The 26,163-nt window shown below is 61.3% G+C and carries 20 protein-coding genes and 1 tRNA gene; 12 read left to right on the plus strand and 9 right to left on the minus strand.

Annotated elements, in window-relative coordinates; translation table 11 throughout:
* Nucleotides 1-123: 123 nt before the first annotated feature.
* The 4 genes from murI to P3T20_RS17400 form a co-directional block, all read right to left on the minus strand.
* Nucleotides 124-1,077: a glutamate racemase gene (gene murI, locus P3T20_RS17385; RefSeq protein ID WP_083611447.1), complete on the minus strand. Its 954-nt coding sequence runs from the start codon at nucleotides 1,075-1,077 to the stop codon at nucleotides 124-126.
* A gap of 98 nt (nucleotides 1,078-1,175) precedes the next feature.
* Nucleotides 1,176-1,655: a bacterioferritin gene (gene bfr / locus P3T20_RS17390; protein ID WP_074265254.1), complete on the minus strand. Its 480-nt coding sequence runs from the start codon at nucleotides 1,653-1,655 to the stop codon at nucleotides 1,176-1,178.
* Between the two features lie 204 nt (nucleotides 1,656-1,859).
* Nucleotides 1,860-3,383: a fumarate hydratase gene (locus tag P3T20_RS17395; protein ID WP_429287464.1), complete on the minus strand. Its 1,524-nt coding sequence runs from the start codon at nucleotides 3,381-3,383 to the stop codon at nucleotides 1,860-1,862.
* 55 nt (nucleotides 3,384-3,438) lie between these two features.
* Complete coding sequence (locus tag P3T20_RS17400; protein ID WP_429287465.1) at nucleotides 3,439-3,993, minus strand: TIGR00645 family protein; 555 nt, start codon at nucleotides 3,991-3,993, stop codon at nucleotides 3,439-3,441.
* A gap of 702 nt (nucleotides 3,994-4,695) precedes the next feature.
* Here P3T20_RS17400 and acs point away from each other — a divergent pair.
* The 7 genes from acs to P3T20_RS17435 all read left to right on the plus strand — a co-directional run bounded on the left by acs (nucleotide 4,696) and on the right by P3T20_RS17435 (nucleotide 14,956).
* A complete protein-coding gene (acs, locus tag P3T20_RS17405; RefSeq protein ID WP_074265250.1) occupies nucleotides 4,696-6,678 on the plus strand; it encodes an acetate--CoA ligase in 1,983 nt (660 codons plus the stop codon).
* 76 nt (nucleotides 6,679-6,754) lie between these two features.
* On the plus strand, nucleotides 6,755-7,138 hold the full coding sequence (locus P3T20_RS17410; protein ID WP_429287466.1) for a DUF4212 domain-containing protein: 384 nt from the start codon (nucleotides 6,755-6,757) through the stop codon (nucleotides 7,136-7,138).
* Between the two features lie 4 nt (nucleotides 7,139-7,142).
* The gene (locus P3T20_RS17415) at nucleotides 7,143-9,161 is read left to right on the plus strand and encodes a sodium:solute symporter family protein (RefSeq protein WP_429287467.1); all 2,019 of its coding nucleotides are present in this window, start codon (nucleotides 7,143-7,145) and stop codon (nucleotides 9,159-9,161) included.
* A gap of 103 nt (nucleotides 9,162-9,264) precedes the next feature.
* A tRNA-Ser gene (locus tag P3T20_RS17420) sits at nucleotides 9,265-9,355 on the plus strand.
* Nucleotides 9,356-9,822: 467 nt separating this feature from the next.
* Nucleotides 9,823-12,375, plus strand: a complete 2,553-nt coding sequence (locus P3T20_RS17425; protein ID WP_429287468.1) for a type VI secretion system Vgr family protein — start codon at nucleotides 9,823-9,825, stop codon at nucleotides 12,373-12,375.
* A complete protein-coding gene (locus P3T20_RS17430; protein WP_074265242.1) occupies nucleotides 12,372-13,922 on the plus strand; it encodes a hypothetical protein in 1,551 nt (516 codons plus the stop codon). The genes P3T20_RS17425 and P3T20_RS17430 overlap by 4 nt, the downstream gene beginning before the upstream one ends.
* Nucleotides 13,923-13,933: 11 nt before the next feature.
* On the plus strand, nucleotides 13,934-14,956 hold the full coding sequence (locus tag P3T20_RS17435) for a PoNe immunity protein domain-containing protein (protein ID WP_083611446.1): 1,023 nt from the start codon (nucleotides 13,934-13,936) through the stop codon (nucleotides 14,954-14,956).
* A 277-nt stretch (nucleotides 14,957-15,233) separates the two neighbouring features.
* On the opposite strand, the gene nudC is transcribed toward P3T20_RS17435, so the two are convergent.
* The gene (nudC, locus tag P3T20_RS17440; protein ID WP_074265240.1) at nucleotides 15,234-16,184 is read right to left on the minus strand and encodes an NAD(+) diphosphatase; all 951 of its coding nucleotides are present in this window, start codon (nucleotides 16,182-16,184) and stop codon (nucleotides 15,234-15,236) included.
* A gap of 258 nt (nucleotides 16,185-16,442) precedes the next feature.
* On the opposite strand from nudC, the gene P3T20_RS17445 reads away from it, so the two are divergent.
* Entirely contained in the window at nucleotides 16,443-19,196 is a 2,754-nt protein-coding gene (locus tag P3T20_RS17445) for an excinuclease ABC subunit UvrA (protein ID WP_083611445.1), read from the plus strand.
* On the opposite strand, the gene P3T20_RS17450 is transcribed toward P3T20_RS17445, so the two are convergent.
* Nucleotides 19,162-19,449, minus strand: coding sequence for a DUF1488 domain-containing protein (locus P3T20_RS17450; RefSeq protein WP_074265238.1), 288 nt, complete (start codon nucleotides 19,447-19,449; stop codon nucleotides 19,162-19,164). The genes P3T20_RS17445 and P3T20_RS17450 overlap by 35 nt on opposite strands.
* A 465-nt stretch (nucleotides 19,450-19,914) precedes the next feature.
* On the opposite strand from P3T20_RS17450, the gene P3T20_RS17455 reads away from it, so the two are divergent.
* The 3 genes from P3T20_RS17455 to P3T20_RS17465 all read left to right on the plus strand — a co-directional run bounded on the left by P3T20_RS17455 (nucleotide 19,915) and on the right by P3T20_RS17465 (nucleotide 21,781).
* On the plus strand, nucleotides 19,915-20,331 hold the full coding sequence (locus P3T20_RS17455) for an organic hydroperoxide resistance protein (protein ID WP_074265237.1): 417 nt from the start codon (nucleotides 19,915-19,917) through the stop codon (nucleotides 20,329-20,331).
* Nucleotides 20,332-20,497: 166 nt separating this feature from the next.
* The gene (locus P3T20_RS17460; protein WP_074265236.1) at nucleotides 20,498-21,310 is read left to right on the plus strand and encodes a GNAT family N-acetyltransferase; all 813 of its coding nucleotides are present in this window, start codon (nucleotides 20,498-20,500) and stop codon (nucleotides 21,308-21,310) included.
* Nucleotides 21,311-21,379: 69 nt separating this feature from the next.
* Nucleotides 21,380-21,781 (plus strand): hypothetical protein, encoded by a 402-nt coding sequence (locus P3T20_RS17465; RefSeq protein WP_074265235.1) that lies wholly within the window; start codon nucleotides 21,380-21,382, stop codon nucleotides 21,779-21,781.
* Between the two features lie 237 nt (nucleotides 21,782-22,018).
* Here the strand turns inward: P3T20_RS17465 and P3T20_RS17470 are convergent, their stop codons facing one another.
* Both P3T20_RS17470 and P3T20_RS17475 read right to left on the minus strand, forming a co-directional pair.
* Nucleotides 22,019-23,266, minus strand: coding sequence for an MFS transporter (locus P3T20_RS17470; RefSeq protein ID WP_074265234.1), 1,248 nt, complete (start codon nucleotides 23,264-23,266; stop codon nucleotides 22,019-22,021).
* 202 nt (nucleotides 23,267-23,468) lie between these two features.
* Nucleotides 23,469-24,416, minus strand: a complete 948-nt coding sequence (locus tag P3T20_RS17475) for a LysR substrate-binding domain-containing protein (RefSeq protein WP_074265233.1) — start codon at nucleotides 24,414-24,416, stop codon at nucleotides 23,469-23,471.
* 115 nt (nucleotides 24,417-24,531) lie between these two features.
* On the opposite strand from P3T20_RS17475, the gene P3T20_RS17480 reads away from it, so the two are divergent.
* Nucleotides 24,532-25,539, plus strand: a complete 1,008-nt coding sequence (locus tag P3T20_RS17480) for an alpha/beta hydrolase family protein (protein ID WP_074265232.1) — start codon at nucleotides 24,532-24,534, stop codon at nucleotides 25,537-25,539.
* A 65-nt stretch (nucleotides 25,540-25,604) separates the two neighbouring features.
* Here P3T20_RS17480 and P3T20_RS17485 read toward each other — a convergent pair whose 3' ends face one another.
* The gene (locus P3T20_RS17485; protein ID WP_074266137.1) at nucleotides 25,605-25,985 is read right to left on the minus strand and encodes a GNAT family N-acetyltransferase; all 381 of its coding nucleotides are present in this window, start codon (nucleotides 25,983-25,985) and stop codon (nucleotides 25,605-25,607) included.
* Nucleotides 25,986-26,163: the final 178 nt, after the last annotated feature.

Consider the following 26,163-nt stretch of genomic DNA (forward strand, 5'->3'; position numbering starts at 1 on the left):
ATTTTTTAAAAACACCCCCCTTTTTTTTGTTTTATCCCTTTTTTTTTGGGGGGGGGGGGGGGGGGGGGGGGGGGGGGGGGGGGGGGGGGGGGGGGCCGGGGGGGGCCCGCCCCCCCCCGCCCCTTAAGCAGCCTCGGAGTCAGCCGCGAGTGTGCGCCGCGACGGAATTACGACGCGCTCTACCGGGGCGTCGACGTGCAACAGTGTGGCGGCGAGTTGTTGCAGATGCGCACCGTCACTGGTCGAGCAAAACCGGGGCAGATCAACTGCCGAGCCCGGCGCGGCACGCAGGCCGTGCTGATCGAGAATGCGCTCCACCTGCCGGGCAATAGCAACGCTGGTATCGATCAGCGTCATGCGCTCACCGACGATATCGCGGATCGCCGCATCCAGAAACGGATAGTGCGTGCAGCCGAGCACCAGCGTGTCGGCGCCGGCGTCGAGCATCGGTTGCAGGTAGCTGTCGAGCAGCGCGCGCAACTCAGCTGAGCCGATATCGCAGCGTTCGATGGCCTGTACCAGTCCATGACCAGGCTGGCAGAGAAACCGGCAGTCCGCGGCATAGCGTTCCAGCAGCGTCTGAAAGCGGGCGCTACGCAGCGTGACCTGAGTGGCGAGCACGCCGGCCACGCGGGATTTCGACTGCAGGGCCGCCGGTTTGATACCCGGCTCGACGCCGATCAGCGGAATCGGCAAGCGCTCGCGCACCAGCGCAATGGATTGAGCCGTCGCGGTGTTGCACGCCACCACCAGCACTTTCGCGCCCTGCTTGACGAGCCATTCCCCGATCGCGAGTGTGCGGTCGGCGATGAAATCGTCGTCGCGTTCACCGTAAGGCGCGTACAGCGAATCAGCCACATAGATGACCGCTTCGTCAGGCAATTGCGTGCGCAGCGCGCGCAACACGGACAGACCACCCAGACCCGAGTCGAACACGCCTATCGGAGCATGAGGTGCGTGATCCTGCGTCTTGCCTGAGGCATGAGCCTCGCTGACGGTCTGCTCCAGGGAAGCGCTGGAAGATGATGAAGACGAGGTGGGCGCAATAAGGCCTGCGTCTGACGAAGCAGTGTGCATGGGCGCGGTCACGGCAGCAGAGAGGACAGAGAGGGGCACAGGAAAAGGCGAACAATCGAGCTCGCGTCGTCCATCGCAGAGTACGCGGGCTGCATGGCTTAGGACTCGATCGAGCCCATGCCGCTTTGCTGGTAATTCTGGATGCCAACCTTGTCGATCAGATCCAGTTGCGTTTCCAGCCAGTCAATATGTTCTTCAGTGTCGTCGAGAATCTTCACGAAGATTTCACGCGAGATGAAATCGCGTACTGATTCGCAATACACAATCGCTTCCTTGCAGGTGCTCTGCGAAATCTGTTCGAGCTTCAGGTCGCATTCGAGAATCTCTTTGGTTTCCTCGCCGATCAGCAGCTTGTGCAGGTCTTGCAGATTCGGCAGACCGTCCAGCATGAAAATGCGTTCGATCAGCCAGTCGGCATGCTTCATTTCGCCGATCGATTCATCGTATTCATGCTTGCCGAGCTTATCGAGGCCCCAATGCTTGTACATCCGGGCGTGCAGGAAGTACTGGTTGATCGCAGTGAGTTCATTCTTCAACTGCGAGTTCAGATATTCGATAACCTTCTTGTCGCCTTGCATGATTTTTTCCTTGTGGGGCTCTGAAATACGATTTTTCAACAACAATAAACGCCCGACCCAAAAAAGCCAAGGAGCGAAGCATTTTTTGATGCTTACCCGTTGCGAGTCACGGGCTGGTGATGTTGCTGTGGTCTGCTCAATGAAAAAGCCGGGACCGTGAGCCCCGGCTTTGCGTTACCAGATTGGCGGCCGTTGCAGCGAGCTTTAAACCGTTGCGACCGGAATCTTACCGATCTTTGCTTGCCATTCCTTCGGGCCGGTCTGATGTACCGACGTGCCGTTCGAATCGACCGCTACCGTGACCGGCATATCCTGCACGTCGAATTCGTAGATGGCTTCCATGCCCAGGTCTTCGAACGCGAGCACCTTGGCGCTGCGGATCGCCTTCGACACGAGGTACGCAGCACCACCTACCGCCATCAGATACGCCGCCTTGTGCTTCTTGATGGATTCGATTGCAACCGGACCGCGTTCGGCCTTGCCGATCATCGAAATGAGACCTGTTTGCGACAACATCGTCTCGGTGAACTTGTCCATCCGCGTGGAAGTAGTGGGACCCGCCGGGCCGACCGCTTCGTCGCGCACCGGATCGACCGGACCGACGTAATAGATCACGCGATTGGTGAAGTCCACCGGCAGCTTTTCGCCCTTGGCGAGCATGTCGGCGATGCGCTTGTGCGCAGCGTCGCGACCCGTCAACATCTTGCCCGACAGCAAGAGTGTCTGGCCCGGCGTCCACGAAGCGACTTCGGCCGGCGTGAGCGTGTTCAGATCGACGCGCTTGCTCTTTTGCGTGTCCGGTTCCCATTGCACCTTCGGCCATGCGTCGAGCGACGGCGCTTCGAGCTTCGCGACGCCCGAGCCATCCAGTGTGAAGTGTGCATGACGGGTGGCCGCGCAGTTCGGGATGATCGCGATCGGCTTGCTCGCAGCGTGCGTGGGCGCAGCCATGATCTTGACGTCGAGCACGGTGGCGAGACCGCCGAGACCTTGTGCGCCGATCCCCAGTGCGTTGACCTTCTCATGCAGTTCAACACGCAGCTCTTCGATCCAGTCTTTCGGACCACGCGCGATGACGTCCTGGATGTCGATCGGATCCATCAGCGATTCCTTCGCCATCAGCATCGCCTTTTCAGCCGTGCCACCGATGCCGATGCCGAGCATGCCCGGCGGACACCAGCCGGCGCCCATCGTCGGCACGGTCTTGATGATCCAGTCGACGATCGAATCCGACGGGTTCAGCATCGCAAACTTCGACTTGTTCTCCGAGCCGCCGCCCTTGGCCGCGACCTGCACGTCGACCTTGTCGCCCGGCACGATCTCGTAGTGGATCACGGCCGGTGTGTTGTCCTTGGTGTTCTTGCGCGCACCTTCCGGCGGGCTCACGATCGACGCGCGCAGCACGTTGTCCGGATTCAGATAACCGCGGCGCACGCCTTCGTTGATCATGTCGGTGACGCCCATCGTCGCACCGTCCCAACGCACATCCATCCCGACCTTCACGAACACCGTGACGATGCCGGTGTCCTGGCAGATCGGACGCTTGCCTTCGGCGCACATGCGGCTGTTGGTGAGGATCTGCGCAATCGCATCCTTCGCGGCGGGGCTCTCTTCGAGCTCGTAGGCGCGGCCGAGGGCCTGGATGTAATCGAGCGGGTGGTAGTAGCTGATGTACTGAAGCGAATCAGCAATGCTCTGGATCAGATCTTCCTGTTTGATGACGGTCATGGCTAGCTCTGTGGGGACAATGGCGCTTGTTATACGGATCGCAAGGGCGGCGCGATCAGTCTTGCGCCTTCAGGGGAGGGGAAACTGGTTGCTCGCGCTGCGGCTCGTAAAAATGCGCCGGGTGCGTATGCGTGGTCAGACGGTCGACGAAGGCCATCACTACCGCGGACAACAGGAACGCCAGGTGAATGATCACCTGCCACATGATGGTGTGCGTCGTATTCTGGTCCGGGCTGATAAAGGTCTTCAGAAGGTGGATCGACGAAATGCTGATCAGCGCCATGGAGAGCTTCACTTTCAGCACGCCGGCGTTCACGTGATCGAGCCACTCGGGCTCATCCGGATGACCCTCTACGCCGAGGCGCGACACGAAGGTTTCATACCCGCCGATGATCACCATGATCAGCAGGTTCGAGATCATCACCACGTCGATCAGGCTGAGGACGACCAGCATGACGTTGGTTTCGTCGAGCGTCATCGAGGCCGTGACCAGATGCCAGACTTCCTTGATGAACAGGACGACGTAGACGCCTTGCGCAATGATCAGACCGAGGTAAAGCGGCACCTGCAGCCAGCGGCTCATGAAGATGATGGCGGGCAGCGGGCGCATTGGGCGGCGCGTTTTACCAGCGGAGTCGGGGCGCGGAGCGGACATGGGCAAGGATCGTGGCTCAGGGCGATGAATGTGGGCGGCGCGAAATGGCATGGCATTTCGCACAAAACCGCGGACAAACCCACGGAGACGCTCGCGGAAAAGCAGGCGAACAAGCTCACGGCAGGCGCGCTATTGTACAGCGACACCCGGGTTTACCTGGTGGAGTCCTGCAAACGCGCAGGTCTGGCTTCAAGGTGGAACTGGAACGGGGAGTTCAGTTAGCATTGTAAAAGGGGCGCGTACGAAGCGCCCGGCGCTCGTCCAGCGGGCCTCCGGGTGGCGTGGCCGAAGAAGTGCCTCTGAAACATAAGCGCCAAGGTCTGGCGTTTGCTTCCGGGGTTTGGGCCGCGTCAGGTGGCGAGCCCACAACGGCACCATATCAAGGCTTAAGCGGGTAGCATCCCGCTGTATGAGGCTTGCGTAAGTGGCCGGTAAGTTGCAACGTTTATCTTGAGCGATGAACGGGTCGATCTTCAGACTGCGGCATATTGCAGTGCCGCACGCGGTTTCGCCGTTCGGCTGCGCGGACAGTGAAGGGTCCGCGCGAGGGTTGGAGACAGGTGTCGCGGGCAAAGGCTATGCGGCGCCACCATGACATGACGCGTCACCGGCGCGTCAGCACAGGATTTTCGTTTTATCTTCACCAAGGGGTAGTCGATGTCTGCGATTGAATCGGTTCTTCAGGAACGCCGCGTTTTTCCACCCTCCGCCGAAGCCATGGCGGGCGCGACGATCTCCGGCATGGACGCGTACCGGGCGCTCGCCGCCGAAGCGGAACGCGATTACGAAGGCTTCTGGGGGCGTCTCGCGAAAGAGACGTTGAGCTGGAACAAGCCCTTCACCAAGGTGCTCGACGAGTCGAAAGCGCCGTTCTATACGTGGTTCGAGGACGGCGAACTGAACGCGTCGTATAACAGCCTGGACCGCCACGTCGAAGCCGGTAACGGCGAGCGCGTCGCGATCGTCTTCGAGGCCGACGACGGCACGGTTACCAACGTCACCTATCAGGACCTGCTGCAGCGTGTGAGCCGCTTCGCCAATGCGCTGAAAAAGCGCGGCGTGAAGAAGGGCGACCGCGTGGTGATCTATATGCCGATGTCGATCGAAGGCATCGTCGCCATGCAGGCTTGCGCGCGGATCGGCGCGACGCACTCGGTGGTGTTCGGCGGCTTCTCGTCGAAGTCGCTCAATGAGCGTCTCGTCGACGTAGGCGCCGTGGCGCTGGTTACGTCTGACGAACAGATGCGCGGCGGCAAGGCATTGCCGCTGAAGAATATCGCCGATGAAGCGCTTGCGATGGGCGGCTGCGAAGCGGTCAAGAGCGTGATCGTTTACAAACGCACCGGCGGCAAGATTGCCTGGAACGAAGGCCGCGACCTGTGGATGCATGAACTGACCGAGGCCGAGTCCGACCAATGCGCGCCGGAGTGGGTCAGCGCCGAGCATCCGCTCTTTATCCTCTACACCTCGGGTTCGACCGGCAAGCCGAAGGGCGTGCAGCACAGCACCGGTGGCTACCTGCTGTGGGCCACGCAGACGCTGAAGTGGACCTTCGACTGGAAGCCCACGGATGTGTTCTGGTGTACCGCGGACATCGGCTGGATCACCGGCCACAGCTACATCGCATATGGTCCGCTGGCGCTCGGCGGCACCCAGGTGGTGTTCGAAGGCGTGCCGACGTATCCGAATGCGGGACGCTTCTGGAACATGATCGCGAAGCACAAGGTCTCGCTGTTCTATACGGCGCCTACCGCGATCCGTTCGCTGATCAAATACGCTGAAGCCGATGCGAAGGTGCATCCGAAGAGCTACGACCTGTCGTCGCTGCGCGTGATCGGCACGGTCGGCGAGCCGATCAATCCGGAAGCGTGGATGTGGTACCACGAGAACGTCGGCGGCGGCCGTTGCCCGATCGTCGATACATGGTGGCAGACGGAGACGGGCGGTCACATGATCACGCCGTTGCCGGGCGCGACGCCGCTGGTGCCGGGTTCGTGCACGCTGCCGCTGCCGGGCATCATGGCGGCGGTGGTCGACGAGACCGGCCAGGATGTGCCGAACGGGCAGGGCGGGATTCTGGTGGTCAAACGTCCGTGGCCTTCCATGCTGCGTAACGTGTGGGGCGACCCGGAGCGCTACAAGAAGAGCTATTTCCCGGAAGAGCTCGGCGGCAAGCTGTACCTCGCCGGTGACGGCGCAGTGCGCGACAAGGAAACCGGCTACTTCACGATCATGGGCCGTATCGACGATGTCCTCAACGTGTCGGGCCACCGGCTCGGCACGATGGAGATCGAGTCGGCGCTGGTGTCCAATCCGATCGTCGCGGAAGCGGCGGTGGTGGGGCGTCCGGACGATACGACCGGCGAAGCCGTGTGCGCCTTCGTGGTGCTGAAGCGCTCGCGTCCGGAAGGCGAGGAAGCGGTGAAGATTGCCAACGAACTGCGTGCGTGGGTCGGCAAGGAGATTGGACCGATCGCCAAGCCGAAGGACATCCGCTTCGGCGACAACCTGCCGAAGACGCGCTCGGGCAAGATCATGCGCCGCCTGCTGCGCTCGCTGGCCAAGGGTGAGGAGATTACGCAGGACGTATCGACGCTGGAGAACCCGGCGATTCTCGATCAGCTTGGCGAGTCGCTGTGAGTGTAGTGTGAGCTTCTGAGGACACCGCGCGGACAACCCCGATTGCCTGCGCGGTTCCTTTTTGATACATAGGCGCATGGCCGCGCCGCATCCCCCCTCTCAATCCGCGCTTCATCCACCGCCCGAACCGCCTCCGGTCTCGGAGGCGATGGCGCGCGCGCATCGACGCTACTGGCGTTTCAACCTGCTGTCGATCGGCGTATTGATGGCCCTCGGCTTTCTCGTTTCGTTCGTGGTGCCGCTGGCGGCGCCTGCATTGTCGAAGGTCCGTTTCGCCGGTTTCAGCCTGCCGTTTTACGTCGGCGCTCAAGGGGCGATCCTGATCTACGTGGCGTTGATCGTCGTCTATATCGTGCTGATGCAGCGCGCCGATCGTACGCTGCAACGCGCGTTCGATGCGGACGCAAACGTCGACCCTGGCACGACGCCGGCCAGTCCCGCCACAGCGCGAGGAAACTGAGCCGATGACGCTCACGCATCGGCTCATCCGCTCGTACGCGTTCTACACGCTAGGGTTTCTGGCCTTCATCTACGTGATGTGGCGCATCGAGAACGTGACGGGGCCGGGCGTGTGGATCGGCTATGTGTTCCTGTTCGTGCCGATCGCTGTGTATGCAGTCATCGGTCTGCTGTCGCGCACCTCCGATCTGGTGGAGTACTACGTCGCGGGACGGCGCGTGCCGTCCGCTTTCAACGGTATGGCGACGGCGGCGGACTGGTTGTCGGCGGCGTCGTTCATCGGTCTCGCGGGTTCGATCTACGCGACTGGCTACGACGGTCTCGCGTATCTGATGGGCTGGACCGGCGGCTATTGCCTGACCGCGTTCCTGCTCGCGCCGTATGTTCGCAAGCTGGCGCGCTACACGATTCCCGACTTTCTCGGCACGCGCTTCTCGAGCAACGCAGTGCGCGGACTCGCTGCGCTATCCGCGATCCTGTGCTCGTTCGTCTATCTGGTGGCACAGATCCAGGGCGTGGGACTGATTGCGACGCGCTTTATCGGCGTCGATTTTGCGGTGGGGATTTTCTGCGGACTGGCGGGCATTCTGGTGTGCTCGTTCCTCGGCGGCATGCGCGCGGTGACGTGGACCCAGGTGGCACAGTACGTCATCCTGATCTTTGCGATCCTGATTCCTGTATCGATGATCGCGCATAAGGATGGCCTCGGCTGGGTGCCGCAATTTAACTACGGACGACTCATGTCGCGTGTCGAGATTCTGGAGCGCCAGGTGCGCGACTCGCCGCTGGACCAGAACGTACGCGAGAACTACCGGATGCAGGCGGCGCAGTTGCAGACGCGGATCGACAGGCTACCGCAATCGTTCACGGACGCGAAGCAGCAACTGACGCAGCAGGTGGCTGACTTGCGCCGGCATAACGGTCCGTTGCGCGACATCAACACCGGCGAGCGGGCGCTTGAACTGTTCCCGCGCGACGCTGACGCGGCGAGGATCGTGTGGACGCAACAGCGTGAGGCGTTGCTGATGCGCGCGTCGTCGCCGGTGCCGATGGCCGAGCCGTTTCCGGCGATCAGCGCCGAAGACCGGCAGACGCATGAGCGCAATTTTTTGTCGCTGCTGCTGTGTCTGTCGCTGGGGACGGCGAGCTTGCCGCATATCCTGACGCGCTATAACACGACCACGTCCGTGGCCTCGGCGCGGCGCTCGGTTGGCTGGACGCTGTTCTTTGTCGCGCTGTTTTATCTGACCGTGCCGGTGCTATCGGTGCTGATCAAGTACGAGATCCTCGCGAATCTCGTGAATCATTCGTTTGCGGATTTGCCGCAGTGGTTGACGCAGTGGCTGAGGATCGAGCCGAACCTGATCAGCGTCGCCGATACGAATCACGATGGCCTCGTGCAGTGGAGCGAGATCCAGATGCAGCCGGATATGGTGGTGCTGGCGGCGCCGGAGATTGCGGGGCTGCCGTATGTGATGTCGGGCTTGATCGCGGCGGGGGCGCTGGCGGCCGCGCTTTCGACGGCGGATGGACTGTTGCTGACGATTGCGAATGCGCTCTCGCACGATGTCTACTATCACATGGTCGATCCGGCGGCGTCGAGCCAGCGGCGCGTGACGATCTCGAAGATTTTGCTGCTGGGGGTGGCGCTGTTTGCGTCGTACGTGGCGTCGCTGAATACGGGGAATATTCTGTTTCTGGTGGGGGCGGCGTTTTCGCTGGCGGCGTCAAGCCTGTTTCCGGTGCTGGTGCTTGGGGTGTTCTGGAAGCGTACGACCCGGCTTGGGGCGGTGGCGGGGATGGTGGCGGGGCTGGTGGTGTGCATCTACTACATCGTCTCGACATATCCGTTTTTCACGCAGATGACGGGGTTCGTCGGGGCGCGGTGGTTTGGGATCGAGCCGATCAGCTCGGGCGTGTTTGGCGTGCCGGCGGGGTTTCTGGTGGCGATTCTGGTGAGTCTCGTGGATCGGAAACCGGACGCTTATACGCGGGCGCTGGTGGACTATATCCGGCATCCGTAAGGCGGCTGGATCGGCCTCTGGCGGGCGTTTGAGCGGTGTTCGAGGTCCGTTTCAGGACAGGGGTGGCGCGGGCTCCGGATTTTGCTATAATTCGGCTCCCGCCGGAGAGATGGATGAGCGGTTTAAGTCGCACGCCTGGAAAGCGTGTATAGGTTAATAACCTATCCGGGGTTCGAATCCCCGTCTCTCCGCCAGAATGGAACATCAAAACCCTGTAAGTTCAATGGCTTACAGGGTTTTTGTCTTTTTTGGCCCATCACATAGCCCATCATCGGGCAGTGTTTCGCGGCTGGCCAATGATGCCGCTCGGCGTTTGACGCCCGTCTCTCATTCGTCACTCTCCTCCAGAATCCGGCTATGTCCGGTGCGCGACGAGGGAGGCCGTAACGAGCAAGCGGTGGTGAGCAGACGATTCTTGCGAGACCGCCCAAAGCCCACTCAAGATTGGCCATCCAGGCTCGTCCGCTGTTGGACAGCGCTTAGTGATTTTGCCTTGACAACAAATGACAAATTCTGTGCCTCCGACTCGTAGAATCGGGACGGATTGCGCGGTAAAAACCTTCAGGGGTTGAACTGGCCTCGCATCGCGGCCTACCAATCTAAGCAGTCCTGATGCACCGCAGGCCGCGCCTCTAAAAACAATCATCGAGGAGGGCAGCCTATGGCGGACCTGCAAGACGCGCTGCAAGCCATACCAGGCAGACAGGCGTATCACCTCGCCGTGCCTGGCACAGATAGCGCGGTGGCGCTGTCGGTCGTGTCGTTCACCGCGACCGAAAAAATGGGCGCACCCAATGAGGTGCGTGTCATGTTGACCCACCCGTTGCAGCTTGCGCGTGCTGACTACCTGAACCGCGACGCGTCGTTTTCAATCGAGACAGACGACGGGACCATACGCAGGTTCTCCGGGTTCATCGCACGCTTTTCGACGTTGCAAACCACGAAGGATTTCGTCGCGTACGAAATCGTGCTCAGGTCGCATATCGCGCGGCTTGAGGCCGTCACGCGTAACAGGATTTTCCAGCACGGCACGACGCCGGACATCCTGAAGGCCATCGCGCAGGGCCAAGGCATGCGGCCCGAGCAGATGTCGTTTCGCTTGCGCAGGCAGTATCCCCAGCACGCGTTCCGCATGCAGTACGGAATGTCGGACGCGGCCTACGCCCATATGCTGATGGAAAAGGCGGGTATCTACAGCTATATCGTCGAAAGGGAATACGGCGACCAGACGGTCTATGGCGACGACATTGACCACTATATCTACGACCCGCAATTGGTCGTGCCGTACCGCGAGGCGGCCGGACTTGAAGCGGGCGGCATCGAGGCGGTCATGTCGATCAGTACGCATACCTCGACAGTGCCGAGGTCGTTCATGGTCGCGGACTACAACCCGGATGCGGCTTGGGAGCGCTTCAGGGACGAAGCCAACATCGCGCCGCAGGACGACACGACCTATGGCCAGGCCTATGTCTATGGCACGCACCATCTTGACCAGGCGGGCGCGCAGTGGGAGGCACAACTTCGCCACGAAGCGGCCATCGCCCGCCAGGTTGTCTACGAAGGCGAGAGCAACGTGCTTGCGTTGCAGTGCGGCCGCGTGCTGGAAACCGATGCTGTCCTGGTCGATGCGCCAAAGGGCATGGTCATCATCGAAATTACGCACAGCGGCGCGCGTGACAAGGCTTATTCCAACACCTTCAGGGCGATTCCCGCCGACCGGCGCTTCAGGCTCGAACTGAAGCCGCAGACGTGGACCAAAGTGAGCGGCACCCTGTCGGGGCGAATTTGCAGTCCGGACAGCTACACCTATTCGTACATCAACGCAGACGGGCGCTATATCGTTCGTTTCGATTCAGACTTCGAGACGTGGCCCAATGGCGGCGAGAGCGTACCGCTGCGCCTGGCAAAACCGTTCGCGGGCAAGGGGCGAACCGGCATGCACTTCCCCGCGCTTGACGATGCCGAAGCGGTGATTACCTGCCGTGATGGCGATCCGGATAAGCCCGAAATCAGCGCCTTCCATCACCATAGCCAGGCGCGCGACCTGGTGACGAGCGACCGGCGCTGGCTCTCGCGCAACATGATCCGCACGCAGAAGAATAACAAGCTGCGTTTCGAAGACTGGTCGGGCCAGGAAGGTGCCAAGCTGAGCACAGAGCATTCGGGCAAGTCGCAACTGAATCTCGGCTACCTGGTCAATAACAAGCTGGAATACAGGGGCGAAGGCTATGAGCTTCGCACTTCGGGTTACGGCGTGAACCGCGCGGGCAAGGGAATGATGGTCACGACCTATGACCGCCCTGGCGCGACCGGCCAGCAACTGGACATGCAGGAAACCATCGCGCAGCTTGAGAGTGCGCTGGTGATCGCGAAGGCGCTGGCCGCTTCGGCCGCGAGCGCGAAGGCCGAGCCAGCAGACACAGACGCCCAGCAGCAGATGAAAAACGACCTGGACGGCCTGAAGAAGCCGGGCCTGCTGATGAGCACGCCTGCATCGGCGGCACTCGTCGCTGGTGGCGGCGTCCAGTTCTCGGCGCGGGAAAACATCAACGCTGTGGCCGGCAAGAACGCTGACTGGAGTGTGCTGAGACGCTGGACGGTAGCGGCAGGCGAGAAGATTTCGCTATTCGCGCAGAAACTTGGCATCAAGATTTTCGCCGTGAAAGGCCCCGTTGATATTCAGGCGCAAGGCGGCCCGATGTCGTTCATTTCCGACAAGGACGTTAATCTGGCCAGTGTCAACGGCAAGGTCAATCTTGCAGCTGCCAAGGAAATCATCCTCGAATGCGGCGGCGCCTTCATCCACATGAAGGACGGCAGCGTCACGCTTGGCGGTCCGTTCGACCTGTTCTTCAAGACCATTACGATCCAGAAACAGGGCAAGGCATCACAGGGACCGGACCTCCCGGTTTTGCCGTCCGGCAAGGTGGGCGATCTGCCGCACTTCTTCGAAATCAGTCATCACTATGAGGACCTTGAGCCGGTCAGGAATGCGCCCTACAAGTTGCATCTGCGCAATGGCACCACACTGTCCGGCACGCTCGATGACAAGGGCTTTGCGCGCCTCGATGGCGTACCGCCCGGTAAGGGGACTGTCGAGTTGAGCGAGGACGCACGGCAGTGGACGGGCGAGCCGACGCACCCCAACACCGTTTGCGGCGTAGCCGCCGATGCGCAATCCGGTATCAACCTCGTGAGGAAGTTCCTTTCATGATCGCAAGGGTATTGCCCATCACCCAGGTCAAGCCAGACCTGAAGGACGCAGTACGTATGTCCGTGGCGGAAATCGAACGGTTTCTCGCCATGTTTTATCCCATCGACGTGATTCGCCAGCAGCAGTCCGCGCTGGCGATTGCCGGACAGTGGCTCTCACGTGTGAAGGGATTTCACGACGATGACGACTTCCTGTATCTGGTGCGCGATTTCCTGTCGTGGATACTCAGTGGCGGCGAGCGTTCGTTGGCTTCTGACCAGCTCGCTTTCTTCTTCTCGGGATTCATGCCGAGCTACGGAACCGCGCGCACGTTCCTTGGCATTGTGAATGACGGTGGAAACTGGCTGGATGTGCGAGCGTTCATGCACAGCCAGGCATACGGCAATGCGAAACGTTACGTCGAATCGTTCGACTGGTCGGGAGGCGGGAAGAAAGCACAGGCCGAAGCCAAGGCATGGGTGGGCGTGCTGAAGGAGGAAGATCGGAAGCTGCAGGCAGCGGCGCTCGGGGGCACGGTCATGCTGGCGCAGGCACTTCCCGCGCCCGATGCGCCGATCACCGACGTCCCGGCGAATGATCCATTCTTTCCGAAACCACCGCCGTCGCTGAGGGTCGTGCCGCCGGTCGAGGCGCCCACCGTCGGCGAGAGCATTGGCGAGGCTGTCGGTAGTCGTCTCGCGCCGTACTTGCTTCGACTCGGAGGGATGGTGCTGTTCACGATTGCTATCGTGGTGATGCCATCCAATGCCTTTGAGCACTACACCGAAGATGAGGATTTGCGGAAATGGCAGGCGGGATATGCCCGCAAGAAGCAAATTGCGATTCCCGCTCCGGAGGTCAAGACTGAAGTCAAAGCCGATACCTTGACCAACGAATGCAAGCTGCAGATTGAGAACAACCAAAAGAACGGCGCGAAGTGCGAGAACGATGGCTATACCCTGATGGAGAAGTCGCTAGGCTACAAGCGGCTTGTCGATCCGCCAAGGGGTCGAGGTCTCGACGGTCTGTTCGAGAAGCAATGGGACATGAGCGCACCGAACCCTATGCCGCAGATCGTGAGCGAGCCGCCGCCAGGGGGCAAGCTCGTGTTCATTCTCGACACGATGAAGCCGCCGACACTCAAGTACAAGGCGCTCAACCCGGAGGCGACAAGTCCGGTAGCGTATCCGCTGTTCGTGGTGTTTGAGGCCAAGCACATATCGAAAGGTTTCGATCCTGACGATACCGACGGTATCAATAAGGAGGCGAAGCGTCGTCTCGGGGAAACGTGCGATGGCACGCAGATGAGTGAACCGTGGACTGAAGAACGGATTCCCAAGGCACTTGATCGAAGCGTACGGGCCGGCGGTATGACCGTAGATGAAAAGGTCAAAAAGCTAAAGGCTATTCAAACTTCTCGTTATGCCCGCTGGATTTTTATCTGCCTACCCGGCGCAACAGGGTCCTCTTCCAAGCTGTTTGTACTGATTGACATAGTGGCATCTGGAATGCAGCTGGAAAATGCGTTGAAACCGGCTCCGTCACAGCCTGCCGAGAATACTTTCTAGGAGTTCGGAACGTGGATTTCAATAAAAGTCGGCGGCAAAAATTTCTCGGCGAAAAGGAATTTCTTCAAGCCAAGCGAGGATTTGAATACGGTATTGAGCTTTCGTATGAATCGCTTTCGTCCGAAAAGGTCAAGGCTCCAGGAGCCGAGTCAAGTCATCGCTGGTCGATCGCGTCCGATAGCCTTCAACTTCTTCTTCTCAACTACACCGCGGGTAGTCCCATCGAAGAACTGAAGTTGCAGTTCCCAGAAGTCATCCGGCGTTTCGATGTCTATATTGTCAATGAGGTATCGCCTCGCAGCAAGAACCCGCCCGAGAACGTTGCTGATACGCTGGAAATTACCCAGTTTGACGCTTACGTTTATGTTCTCTGGCTGCTAGCACTTTGCAGGCTACTAGACCACTTGGAATTGGTTCCGACGGTGATGCGCTGGGTGGACAAAACCCGCGAGTTCAACCGGGGGCGTGATGGCCTGTTTGAGAACGTGGTCATGATGCTTACAGGTACGCGCCTCGAAACACCGCGCGTGTTGCTCCATCCAGAACCCTATCGCCCGCTTGCTCGCGCGACAGTTTCGCCGCCCGAAGAGCGTGCCGCTTTCGTCAAGGAATTTGTCGAGAGTTGGTACAAGGGCATGACACCGACCTACTGGCACGGCGCGCATACGGACGGCCTGTACTTCGGTTACTGGTGTCTGGAAGCCGCGCTGGTGACAGTGCTGTGGGACATTGACGACAGCAGCTATCGCGACAATCTAGTGTATCCAAAGGATCTTGTGGATTTTGCGCGCCAGCAGCAGGCCGCAGCCCGGGGCGCCGACACGCCGAAACCACACATCTCGCGTCGAACCGGCGAACACTGCCCGCACGCAGGCCGCTGGGGTGTACTCGAATCGCCGGGCGCGTTCGTGCAGGAGCGCATGTTCAAGGAGGGCGACGTGTTCCCCGAAGGCATTGGTCGCGACCGTATCGAAGGACCGGTCACATGGATCGTGATGTCCCGCGAGGATGGCGGACCAACCCGCGAAGCGTGAACGAATGATTGAGAGAAAATCACGGCACCCGGACGCGATGCCGTTTTTCGTTTCACCGCCAGCGTGGGTTCTCGTTCACGAGGCCGCGCGCTTCGCGCAGCCAGGGCAGGCGTATCACGTCATGGCCGCCGCGCAACTCGACGGCAGCCTGTTTCGGGACCCGATCATGGTTGTGGCCGACAACTCAACTTGTGACGGGGTCGGACTGTTTGACCCGGAGTTCGGACAGTGGCACGTTGTTACCCCTCCTGAGTGTTGAGCTCATCGGATGATACGGTTACCCGCAACCGCCCAACACCGCAGCACCCTTATCCGCATACGCCTGCAGCAGATGATGGGCAATAGCGAACGGCTTCGGCGCCGACAGCCCGCTCGCGCTCGTACCCGCGAGCATCGCCGCGACCTCTGAGCGCGAAAACCAGCGGGCGTCTTCGAGTTCCTCTGTATCGACCACGATCTCGGTATCGCTCGCCTGCGCAAAGCAGCCGATCATCAGCGACGAAGGGAATGGCCACGGCTGTGACGCGAAATAGACAACCTGTGCGCACCTCACGCGAGCCTCCTCCATGACTTCGCGCCGCACGGCGTCTTCCGTGGTTTCCCCCGGTTCGACGAACCCGGCAAGCGCCGAATACATCCCCGGGGCGAAATGGCGCTGACGCCCAAGTAAGCATCGTTCACCGTCAATGACGAGCATGATCACGACCGGGTCCACCCGCGGGAAGTGGCGTGCGCCGCAAACATCGCAGATGCGTTGCCAGCCGGCCGCCGCGATGCGGCTCGGCGAGCCGCAGTTTGCGCAGTAGGAGTGGCGGCGCTGCCAGTCGAGCATCGACTTCGCCTGCCCGAGCATTCCCAGCGTCGCAGTGCCGACAAGACCCTGCAGCGCGATAGAGCGAAGCTCGATGCGCTCGTGGAGCGTGTCTCCCGACGGATCGTCCGCGGCGCGGTTGAGCGTGAAGCCGAGCGCAAAGCGTCCGCTGCCGTCGCTTTCCTCGCCGAGAAACACGCTGTGAAGCGGCTCGCCGAAGGCCACCGTTTCACTCGCGATGTACCACGGGTCATGCTCGGTGCCTCGCTTGAGCAAGGGAGCGTCTCCGTCGAAGACAAGAAATCGCGTAGCCGGGTTGTTGCGTAGCGCTTCGATGAAGGCGTGATCGTCGCGTCTTTCGGAGCGGCGCTCGAGCGTATTGTGGTTAAAACCGATGGACGTGGAAGAGGTGGTCATCGTCAACAGGAAATATGGGCCATATGTTCGGGAAGTATGGCACGGTGTTCCGCTTGATGTATCGGACCACGATCCGGAAAGCCGTCGTTGGCTCATTGACCGAGGGAACCGCCCATGGCCGGTTTGGCTAGAATGAAGCTTGTGCAGATTTTTCTTGGCACGCGATACCGAAGTCATGATCGCCTCGTACGGCGAACCCAGCGGCACGTCGCTTGCGACCGCATTCAAGACCGTCACCCCGAACCTATCCCTGTCGCCATGGCCAAGCCCTCACGGTCCTCCACTCCCCAGCATTCGGTTGATCTTGCCGAGCCGTCCACTTTTGTGCCGCGCGGCTTCGTCCAGGTTCGCGGCGCGCGGGAGCACAACCTGAAGAACGTCGACGTCGACATTCCCCGCGATGCGTTGGTGGTGTTCACCGGCGTGTCCGGTTCCGGCAAGTCGTCGCTTGCGTTCGGCACGCTGTACGCGGAAGCGCAGCGGCGTTATTTCGAGTCGGTCGCGCCATACGCGCGGCGGCTGATCGAGCAGGTCGGCGCACCCGACGTCGATGCGATCGAAGGCTTGCCGCCCGCGGTCGCCTTGCAGCAGCAGCGCGGCACGCCGAGCGCGCGTTCGTCGGTGGGTAGCGTGACGACGTTGTCGAGCCTCGTCCGCATGATGTATTCGCGAACCGGCAGCTATCCGCCCAAGCAGCCAATGCTGTATGCGGAGGACTTCTCGCCGAACACGGTACAGGGCGCCTGCCCGACTTGCCACGGGCTCGGCCGCGTCTATAGCGTGACCGAGCGCTCGCTGGTCCCCGACGATTCGCTGACGATCCGCGAGCGCGCGATCGCCGCATGGCCGCCCGCATGGCACGGCCAGAATCTGCGCGACATCCTTGTCACGCTCGGTTACGACGTCGACACGCCGTGGCGCGATCTGCCGAAGAAAGACCGCGACTGGATTCTGTTTACCGACGAACAGCCCACGGTGCCGGTCTACGCGGGCTTCACGCCGAAGGAGACACGCGCCGCCCTCAGACGCAAGGCAGAGCCCAGCTATCAGGGCACGTTCACCGGCGCGCGCCGGTACGTGTTGCATACCTTCGCCAATACGCAGAGCGCGTTGATGAAGAAACGCGTGTCACAGTTCATGCTCGGCAGTGAATGCCCGTCGTGCCACGGCAAGCGGCTGAAGGCGGAAGCGCTCTCGGTGACGTTCGCCGGTATGGATATCGGCGAGCTCTCGCAGCTACCCATCGCACGGCTGGCTGCCTTGCTCGAACCCGTCTCGCGCGGCCAGTGGCCGTCTTCCAGCACGTCCGCTGATGGCGAAGTTATGGACAAGGCCAGCCGGCGCGAAGCGGTCGCGCGCCGTGTCGCGGCCGGCGGACAGGCTCACCAGGCTGCCCCTGACGTGCGCCGTACGCCCAACCTGTCCGACGAGAAGCGCGTGGCCGCGCAGCGGCTCGCGATCGAACTGCTCGAACGTCTGAAAACCCTGATCGACCTCGGCCTCGGCTATCTTGCGCTGGACCGCGCGACGCCGACTCTGTCCTCCGGGGAGCTGCAGCGGCTGCGGCTCGCCACACAGCTGTCGTCGCAGCTGTTCGGCGTTGTCTACGTGCTCGACGAGCCGTCTGCCGGACTGCATCCCGCGGATGGCGATGCGTTGCTGGAAGCATTGCAGCGCCTGAAGGACGCGGGCAATTCGCTGTTCGTGGTCGAGCACGACATTAGCGTGATGCAGCGCGCCGACTGGCTCGTCGACGTAGGCCCGGATGCCGGCGAGGCAGGCGGACGTGTGATCTACAGCGGACCACCCGCAGGCCTTGCGGATGTCGAAAGCTCGCGCACACGCCGCTACCTGTTTGCGCAGGGCGAGTCAGACGCTCAGTGGAGCGAGGCCGCGCCCCGTCCGCGCCGCGAGCCCCGCGGCTGGCTGCGGCTCGAAGGCGTGACGCGCAACAATCTGCACAAGCTTGCGGCGGATTTTCCACTGGGTTGCATGACCGCGGTGACGGGCATCTCGGGATCCGGCAAGTCCAGCCTGGTGAGCCAGGCGCTGACGGAACTCGTGGCGGAACATCTCGGACGCGTACCCGATCTTGCCGAAGACGACGAAGTCGATCCGCTCTTTGCGGCCCCGCCTGTCACGACCGACGGCCGGATCACAGCCGGCATGGACAGGATCAAGCGCCTCGTGCGCGTCGACCAGAAGCCGATTGGCCGTACGCCGCGCTCGAATCTCGCGACCTATTGTGGCCTGTTCGACACCGTGCGCAAGCTGTTTGCCGCGACTCCCGCTGCACGCAAGCGTCGCTACAGCGCCGGCCGGTTCTCGTTCAACGTCGCTCAAGGACGCTGCCCGACGTGCGAGGGCGAAGGCTTCGTGATGGTCGAGCTGCTGTTCTTGCCAAGCGTCTACGCGCCTTGTTCGACGTGCCATGGCAGCCGCTACAACCCGCAGACGCTCGAGATCCGCTGGCGCGATCGCAACATCGCTGAAGTGCTGGCGATGACCGTGGACACCGCATGCGACTTCTTCGTCGACGAAGCGCAGGTGATGCGCTCGCTGACCGTGCTTCGCGACATCGGCCTGGGCTACCTGCGGCTGGGACAGCCGGCCACCGAACTATCCGGAGGCGAGGCGCAACGCATCAAGCTTGCGACCGAGCTGCAGCGTGCGCAACGTGGCGATACGCTGTACATCCTCGACGAGCCGACTACGGGTCTACATCCTGTCGACACCGATCGTCTGATGGTGCATCTGCATGGCCTTGTGGATGCTGGCAATACCGTGGTGCTGGTCGAGCACGACATGCGCGTCGCGGCGCAAAGCGACTGGATCCTCGATGTGGGTCCAGGGGCTGGAGAGGAGGGTGGCCGGATCGTTGTGAGCGGCGAGCCTGAGACAGTGGCGCTCGCCGAGGACAGTCGTACCGCGAGCTATCTGCGCGCCGTATTCGACGTCAGGTCGAAGAGGCCGCCACTCAAGAAATCGAATACCGGTTCTGCGGACCGCTGACGTACCGCTTCCGGGCGATCTCCAGAAGCTTTTCCCGAAACTGGTCGAACGCCCCGAGTATCGACCGCTCGTCGGAGCCCGCACCCGGCTGCAAATTCCTGATCACCGCGTCATCCACCAGGAAGGTGATTTCGCGCGAATTGTCGTATCCCCAGAAACACACACAATGCCTCGCGGCATCGTAGCTCCGGCTGGGATTGGGGAATTCAAGTGCCACGATCAGCCCTTTACGCTTGCAACTGAGTAACGCCATTTACTGGCATTCGAATCAATTGAAGCAAAACTGACGCGTCTCTGTTCTGCGCGCAGTGCATCCGCTGTTTCGAGGACAAGGGCGTGCGTCCTGCGCTCGAGAGTGTACGCACTCGAACCGCTGGTGATTGTAGAAGCTGATTTGGTCTGTACTGGCATGATGGATCCCTGAGCACGCGGCCGCGAGACGCAGCCAGCCGTCTCCCCACTGTATACCCTTCGCGAGCCGCCAGCGTCTTTTATTCCGCGGGTCTTCGCGGACCTGCCCGCGATTCGCTTTCCTTTCCTGCTCAAAACGCTTGATTCGTATCGTAATGTATCTGGTCGCCACGGTGATACACGTCGTTGCAATCGGCCCGTTTTCCGACACAAGCCAGATACGTCGCCGGGGCTTAATGCATCAACGCCGGATGACGGACTCACGCACCGCCGTAGATCCAAACGTAAACCGAGGAAATAAACCATCATGACTCAGCTCAAGAAAGTGCTTTACACAGGAAAAACCCATACCGCCGGTGGCCGGGACGGAGCGTCCCGCAGTTCCGACGGCCGGCTCGACGTCAAACTATCGGCGCCCGGTTCATCCGGCACCGGCACGAATCCGGAACAGCTGTTTGCGGCAGGCTGGTCTGCCTGTTTCATCGGCGCGATGCGACGCGCAGCTGCCAGCATGAAGATTGCGCTGCCGGCAGACACCGCCGTCGATGCAGAGGTGGACCTGTGTGTAACTGACGACGCTTACTCCTTGCAGGCTCGTCTGAACGTCAGCCTGCCGGGCGTTGAGCGCGAAGTTGCCGAAGCATTGGCGAACGCGGCACACCAGATGTGCCCATACTCCAAGGCCACACGCGGCAACATCGACGTCGTGATCAACGTGGTCTAGGTCGGCCCAGATTCGGCCAGTCGACACGGGGAAGTGGATCGCAGACAATCGCAACCAGAGGCCGGGGCCTATGACGCATCCGGCCGGTTGCGATCCGCCTTGACCGAAAGTCAACGCGCATAAAAGCAAAAAGACCGAACGATGCTCATTACTAACGATACTTGAAATGCGCCATTTCCCCGACAACCTGGGTCTCGCTACCGATCTGTTGCTGCACGCAGAAACCGGGATCGTCGAGTCGCGGGATGACTACATCGTCGTCCGCACCCCCCATGCACCCGAATACTTTTTCGGCAATATGCTCGTCTTGCCGCAGCAACCCGTGGGAAGTGACCTGAAACGGTTGGAGCATGACTTTGCCCACCTCGTCGGCAAACCGCCTTCGATTGCACACCGCACGTTTACGTGGCCGGAGAGCGTCGACAGCGTCGTCACCCTCGACGCATTCATCGAGCAAGGCTATGACGCGACGGTCTGTCGTGTGCTGGCGGCGCATCCTGATGACCTGCGTCCGGTCGCGACAAGCGCGCTGGTTGAAGTGCGCCCGTTTGCCGTCCAGCAGGATTGGGACGATTGGTCCCGAATGCAACTCGCCGACATGCCCAATCCCGAGGAGATCACTTCGCAACGTTACATGGCGCATCAACAGACGGCCTACAAAACGCTGATCGACCGCGGTCTGGGAAACTGGTGGGGAGCTTTTATTGGTGACGAACAGGTCGGAAGTCTGGGCTTGTTCTTTCTGGACGGGATCGCGCGTTTTCAGTCAGTGATCACCGCGCCTCAGCATCGAAACCGGAATGTCTGCAAGTCCCTGATGGCCGAGGTTATCAGGCGCACCGCTGGACGTTCGCACCAGTTTGTTATTGTTGCAGATGAGGCTTACCACGCGGGCGAAATATACGAGGCAATGGGTTTTCAGCGACAAGGGCGCGTCGCCAGTTTGTGTCAGGAGCCGCGTAACATAACTGAGCGCTGAGCGCATACAGAACGGTCTAATCTCCTGAGAAATGCCCTCGGGGTTCTCACACATACGCAGGGACACATCATGTCAAGCGAGTGGACGCGCCGCGCCAAGCTGTTTATCCAGCGTTTCTGGCAACCTACCAGCGCATGTATGACCTGCATGCCGGGGAGTTGGGGCAACGTCATGAGCCTTGGCCACTGGACGATTGCATTCCACACCGGTCTGCTCACGGGTCTTCTCGCTGTGCTGCTCACGTTCACACCTGCTGCGAAGCTTTACACGAATCGGTATGGCAATGCGCTGATCGTGGGAGTCCTGACCATGTTAGGCGACGTCTACTCACACATGAGTCATTATCGTATTCCCTACCTCGAACACATCATGACGGGAGTGATTTCAGGTCTGCTGACACTCGTCGCTTCATATCTCTTCGAAGACCGTGCGCGACGCATTCGGACAGCATGGGGACGTGTTTTCGGGTAGTTCGCGGCCCGACGGGTCGCCCGCAGTCTTGGCGTTGACCACTGCCGAACGCCGGTTGGCGTCTATCACCTCATCCGCAAAACGCGCTTCCTGTTAGAAGCGAGAAGAGCGCGGCGGGCGTAAGGTAGCCCACGAAGCACACTGCCACGATCGCCAGCCCAAGGAGTGCGGCCACGCTTGCGATCAGAGCCTTCCGAAGAGGCTTCGGCGAGTTCATCAAAGCTCTCGTGATGATCCTTAGGCCTCCCATGCTTCTTGCACCGGCTGCGCAAGCGGCCTGGCGAGACGATCGACTCGTTCATCGTTGATTGGCAAGTGCAAGAGGCCCGCGACGACGCCAAGCGTGATCGCGCCATACCAAAGCAGATCGTAGGCGTGGGTCGCGTCGTACACGATGCCGCCGAGCCAGACACCGAGAAAGCTCCCCAACTGATGTCCGAAGAACACAAAGCCGAACAGCGTTGCGATATAACGCACTCCGAAGACCTGCGATACGAGGCTGTTTGTCAGCGGCACCGTGCCGAGCCAGATCAGGCCCATCACGAACGAGAATGCGTAGACGCTTGCCGGCGTGAGGGGCGCGAAAAAGAACGCCGCCATCGCCGCGGACCGGATGAAGTAGATCGCCGAGAGCACGTACTTCCGGCGCATGAAGTCGCCGACATATCCGCACACGTACGTGCCGATCACGTTGGCAAGCGCGATCAGGGCTAGCGCTGCGCTTGCATTGCGTGCGCTCAGGCCTTTGTCCAGCAGATACGCCGGCATGTGCGCGGCGATGAATGCCAGCTGGAAGCCGCATGCCAGAAAGCCGAAGTTCAACAGCCAGAACCCTCGATGCGAGAGCGCTTCGCGAATCGCCGCGCCCATCGATTGCGCGGATGCCTCGCCGGGGACATGGCGCACGGGGCGATCGCGCAACCAGGCCGAGAGCGGCGCGAGCAGGACCATCACCGTGGCCAGCACGACGAGCGTCGAAACCCAGCCTATGCCGCTCATCAGGTTTTGCACGAACGGCACGGTGCAGAACTGGCCAAGGCCGCCGATCGCGCCTGTGACGCCGAGTGCCCAACTGCGATGCCCGGCGGGAAAGATCCGCGAGAGCGCGCCGTACACAGCGCCGAATGCGGAGCCCGAGAGTCCGACGCCGACCAGCACGCCGGTGCCGAGCGTATAGATGCCAGGAGTACCTGCATACGCCATGACGAGGAGGCCGAGCGCATAGACAAGCATGCCGGCGAGTATCACCCGGGCGGAACCGAAGCGGTCGGCGATCATCCCCGCGAACGGCTGCGCGATGCCCCAGAGCAGATTCTGCAGCGCTAGCGCCAGACCGAACGTTTCGCGCGACCAGCCGTGGTCGATCGTGACCGGTGTCAGGAAGAGCCCCTGCACGTGCCGCACGCCCAAAGCGGCGCCCATTACAACGCCGCCGGCAATCACTGGTTGCCAGCGGTTTCGCCAGATGTCCTGTTGTCCGCTCACTGCCGCTCCTCCGCGTAGTGTGGGTGGCGCGCTTGCTGCTCATCGCGCCTTCGCTGCCGGCGCCGCACGGCGCGGCCCCACGTGACGTTTGCGGATGTCACGCGTCCGCACACCATGCTGGGCATTAAATGTCGGCGCGCGGCGCGCTTCAATCAATGTTTTGGACGCGTTCGCATGCATGCCATGCATGCGAGAGGGAGCGCTATACGCCGGCCTGCGCCGCCAGCGCCTCGTTGACCACTGCCTCTACGGCGCGGGCCTCCGACCGGATCCACTCGACGACATCGAGCACGTCCTGACGCGGCTGTGTCTCAGCCTGATAGAGCCAATAACCGTACGTACTTGTGCGCACGGCGGCGCCCTCGGCAAGCGCGACGAGCCGTCCGTCGGCGAGGAGCGACTCGATCAGCGCGATGCGGCCCAGCGCGATGCCCTGGCCGGCAAGCGCCGCAGCGATGACCTGGTCATACTGGTTAAAGCGGAGCATTCTGACCGGCTGCGCGTGGGCGAGTCCCATTGCGGCGAGCTGATCGGACCACCGCAGGAGCGGCCTGCGTGGCCCCTCGAATTCGAGCAGCGCCTGAGGCCCCAGCAACGCGGCCTCGTCGAGCCGTACGAGCCCGAGCGAGGGATGCGCGACGGGCACGACGGCCTCCTCGAAGAGGCGCACGGCGCCCGGAGGCGCATTCGTGGCCGGGCAATAGCGGATGCCGAGATCGATCCCTTCGGCGCGCAAATCGACGTTTCTGTCGATAGCCGCCATACGCAGGTCGACATTCGGGTAACGCCGTTGGAATCCGTTGATCCGCGGCAGTAGCCAGAGGCCCGTCACGCCGATGCTGGCCGTGATCGTCACGGGCAGCCCCTCCTGAGCGTGGCCCAGGACTTCGAAGACTTCCTGCAATTGCTGGACGGCGGCATCGGCGGTGCGAAAGAGACGTTCGCCCTCGGGCGTGAAGGAAATCGACCGGTAGCCGCGCTGAAAGAGCACGAAGCCGAGCCAATCCTCGAGTGCGCGAACCTGGCGGCTCAGCGCCGACTGCGTGAGGCACAGGTCCTGTGCGGCGAGCGTGATGCTCATGCGGCGGCCGACCGCGACAAAGCCGCGAATCAGGTCGAGCGGCGCGAGTTGGACAAGCGGTACTGGCATGCATGCACCTCATGCGAAAGATGCGAGAAGGTTGGTTGAGCCGGGCGCATGAGTCAAGTGGAATGTGGATGTACACGAATTCGGGCAATCGGGAATCGACTCATCTGGAGATACGATGCAGGACACGAAAACCACCGCACTCGAACCTGAGGCAATCGCGCTCGTTGCGGCGGACGGCTGCCCGATTCGCGGCTTCGCCTGGCGTCATGGCGAACGCCATGCTGGTGACTGCAGCGTCGTGCACGAATCCAACGCAAGCGCGCGGCCGGTGGTGATCGTCAACGCGGCGACCTCAGTGCGTTGCCGTTACTACTTTCGCTTCGCGGCATTCCTCTTCAGCCACGGTTACGACGCGATTGTCTACGACTACCGCGGCATCGGCGAGTCGCGGCCGCGGTCGCTGCGCGGCTTTAGCGCGTCGTGGCTTGACTGGGGGCAGCTCGATTTCGAGGCGGTGTTGCAATACGCGGCGCGCGAATTTCCGGGCCAACCGGTTGACGTCGTCGCGCACAGCGTCGGCGGCGTTGTCGTCGGGCTCGCGCCGTCGAACGCGATGATCCGGCGAGTCGTCACGATGGGCGCGCAGTACGCGCATTGGCGCGACTATGCGCCGGGCCGCAAGCTCGCGATGCTGTGGCGCTGGCATGTACTCATGCCGGTTCTCGCGATACTCGCCGGCTATGTGCCGGCCAGGCGTCTCGGCTGGATGGAGGACACACCCAAGGGCGTAGCCTTATCGTGGAGCTGCAGCAAGGCGCGTTTCGAAGACACTTTCAGGCGCGGGGCGTTCGCCCTCGGCGAGGCAGAACGCGCGCGGCTTGTCGCACAGTTCTCGGCGGTGCATGCGCCGATCCTCGCGATTAGCGTTACCGACGACGAGTTCGGCACCGTGCCCGCAATTGAAAGGCTGCTTCGCTATTTCACGGGCAGTGCGCTCACGCATCTGCGCATTGGGCCGAGGCAGATCGGGCAGCCGGCGATCGGGCATTTCGCGTTTTTTCACAGCCGCTTTGAAGACAGCCTCTGGCCGATTGCGCTCGCATGGCTGAAGTCGGGAGCGTTGCGGGAGGGAGGGCCGGGCAGCGTCGTATTTCAGCGCGCTGGGAGTTCGACGCATTGCTAAGGGCAGGGAAGTCATTCTTGAAGGCAGATACGTCGTCGTCGAAGCGGTTCGATATCAGAATCCACCTAGCTGGCCGAATAAATATTCGGCCGATGCACCTCCATGTACTTCTCCGGATGCGCAAGCTTGTCAAACCCATACCGGCGATACAGACCGTGTGCATTCGAAGTCACAAGCACGATACGTCGAAGTCCCTGCAGCACATCCGAATCGACGACGTGCTGCATCAATAACGCCGCATAGCCGCGCGACTGGAATTCGGGCAGCACGAACACGTCACAGAGATAGCCGAACGTAACGAAGTCGGTGATGACGCGCGCGAAACCAACCTGCCGTTTGCCGAGATAGGCGCCAAAGCACAATGAACCTTCGATTGCCCGCTCGACGGTATGCCGCGCGATGCCGATCGACCACGGCGCCTGGTCATGGAGGAATGCATGAATCATGTCTAGATCAAGTTCATGCTTGTTTGTCGAGATGTGCAGTACGTCGGTGTCCACGGCTACCTCAGATTTTCTCGCGATCGATTTGCGATCGTAACGTCTAGCTCTGTCCTGTTGCAAGACGTACGTGTTTGAGGTGCTTGATCGCTCGCCGGCTAACAGCCGAGGGTGAGTTAGTATT

The sequence above is a fragment of the Paraburkholderia sp. GAS206C genome (assembly GCF_050435645.1).
GTDB classification, from domain to species: Bacteria; Pseudomonadota; Gammaproteobacteria; order Burkholderiales; family Burkholderiaceae; genus Paraburkholderia; species Paraburkholderia phenazinium_B.

Bases quoted from the DNA above. Each gene is read 5' to 3' on its own strand.
- P3T20_RS17400 (WP_429287465.1), bottom strand. From the start codon at position 3,993: ATGCGCCCGCTGCCCGCCATCATCTTCATGAGCCGCTGGCTGCAGGTG.
- P3T20_RS17415 (WP_429287467.1), top strand. From the start codon at position 7,143: ATGACGCTCACGCATCGGCTCATCCGCTCGTACGCGTTCTACACGCTA.
- P3T20_RS17445 (WP_083611445.1), top strand. From the start codon at position 16,443: ATGGCCAAGCCCTCACGGTCCTCCACTCCCCAGCATTCGGTTGATCTT.
- P3T20_RS17485 (WP_074266137.1), bottom strand. From the start codon at position 25,985: ATGATTCATGCATTCCTCCATGACCAGGCGCCGTGGTCGATCGGCATC.
- P3T20_RS17475 (WP_074265233.1), bottom strand. From the start codon at position 24,416: ATGCCAGTACCGCTTGTCCAACTCGCGCCGCTCGACCTGATTCGCGGC.
- P3T20_RS17395 (WP_429287464.1), bottom strand. From the start codon at position 3,383: ATGACCGTCATCAAACAGGAAGATCTGATCCAGAGCATTGCTGATTCG.
- P3T20_RS17430 (WP_074265242.1), top strand. From the start codon at position 12,372: ATGATCGCAAGGGTATTGCCCATCACCCAGGTCAAGCCAGACCTGAAG.
- murI (WP_083611447.1), bottom strand. From the start codon at position 1,077: ATGCACACTGCTTCGTCAGACGCAGGCCTTATTGCGCCCACCTCGTCT.
- P3T20_RS17455 (WP_074265237.1), top strand. From the start codon at position 19,915: ATGACTCAGCTCAAGAAAGTGCTTTACACAGGAAAAACCCATACCGCC.
- P3T20_RS17425 (WP_429287468.1), top strand. From the start codon at position 9,823: ATGGCGGACCTGCAAGACGCGCTGCAAGCCATACCAGGCAGACAGGCG.
- acs (WP_074265250.1), top strand. From the start codon at position 4,696: ATGTCTGCGATTGAATCGGTTCTTCAGGAACGCCGCGTTTTTCCACCC.
- P3T20_RS17450 (WP_074265238.1), bottom strand. From the start codon at position 19,449: ATGGCGTTACTCAGTTGCAAGCGTAAAGGGCTGATCGTGGCACTTGAA.
- P3T20_RS17465 (WP_074265235.1), top strand. From the start codon at position 21,380: ATGTCAAGCGAGTGGACGCGCCGCGCCAAGCTGTTTATCCAGCGTTTC.
- P3T20_RS17480 (WP_074265232.1), top strand. From the start codon at position 24,532: ATGCAGGACACGAAAACCACCGCACTCGAACCTGAGGCAATCGCGCTC.
- bfr (WP_074265254.1), bottom strand. From the start codon at position 1,655: ATGCAAGGCGACAAGAAGGTTATCGAATATCTGAACTCGCAGTTGAAG.
- P3T20_RS17460 (WP_074265236.1), top strand. From the start codon at position 20,498: ATGCGCCATTTCCCCGACAACCTGGGTCTCGCTACCGATCTGTTGCTG.
- P3T20_RS17410 (WP_429287466.1), top strand. From the start codon at position 6,755: ATGGCCGCGCCGCATCCCCCCTCTCAATCCGCGCTTCATCCACCGCCC.
- nudC (WP_074265240.1), bottom strand. From the start codon at position 16,184: ATGACCACCTCTTCCACGTCCATCGGTTTTAACCACAATACGCTCGAG.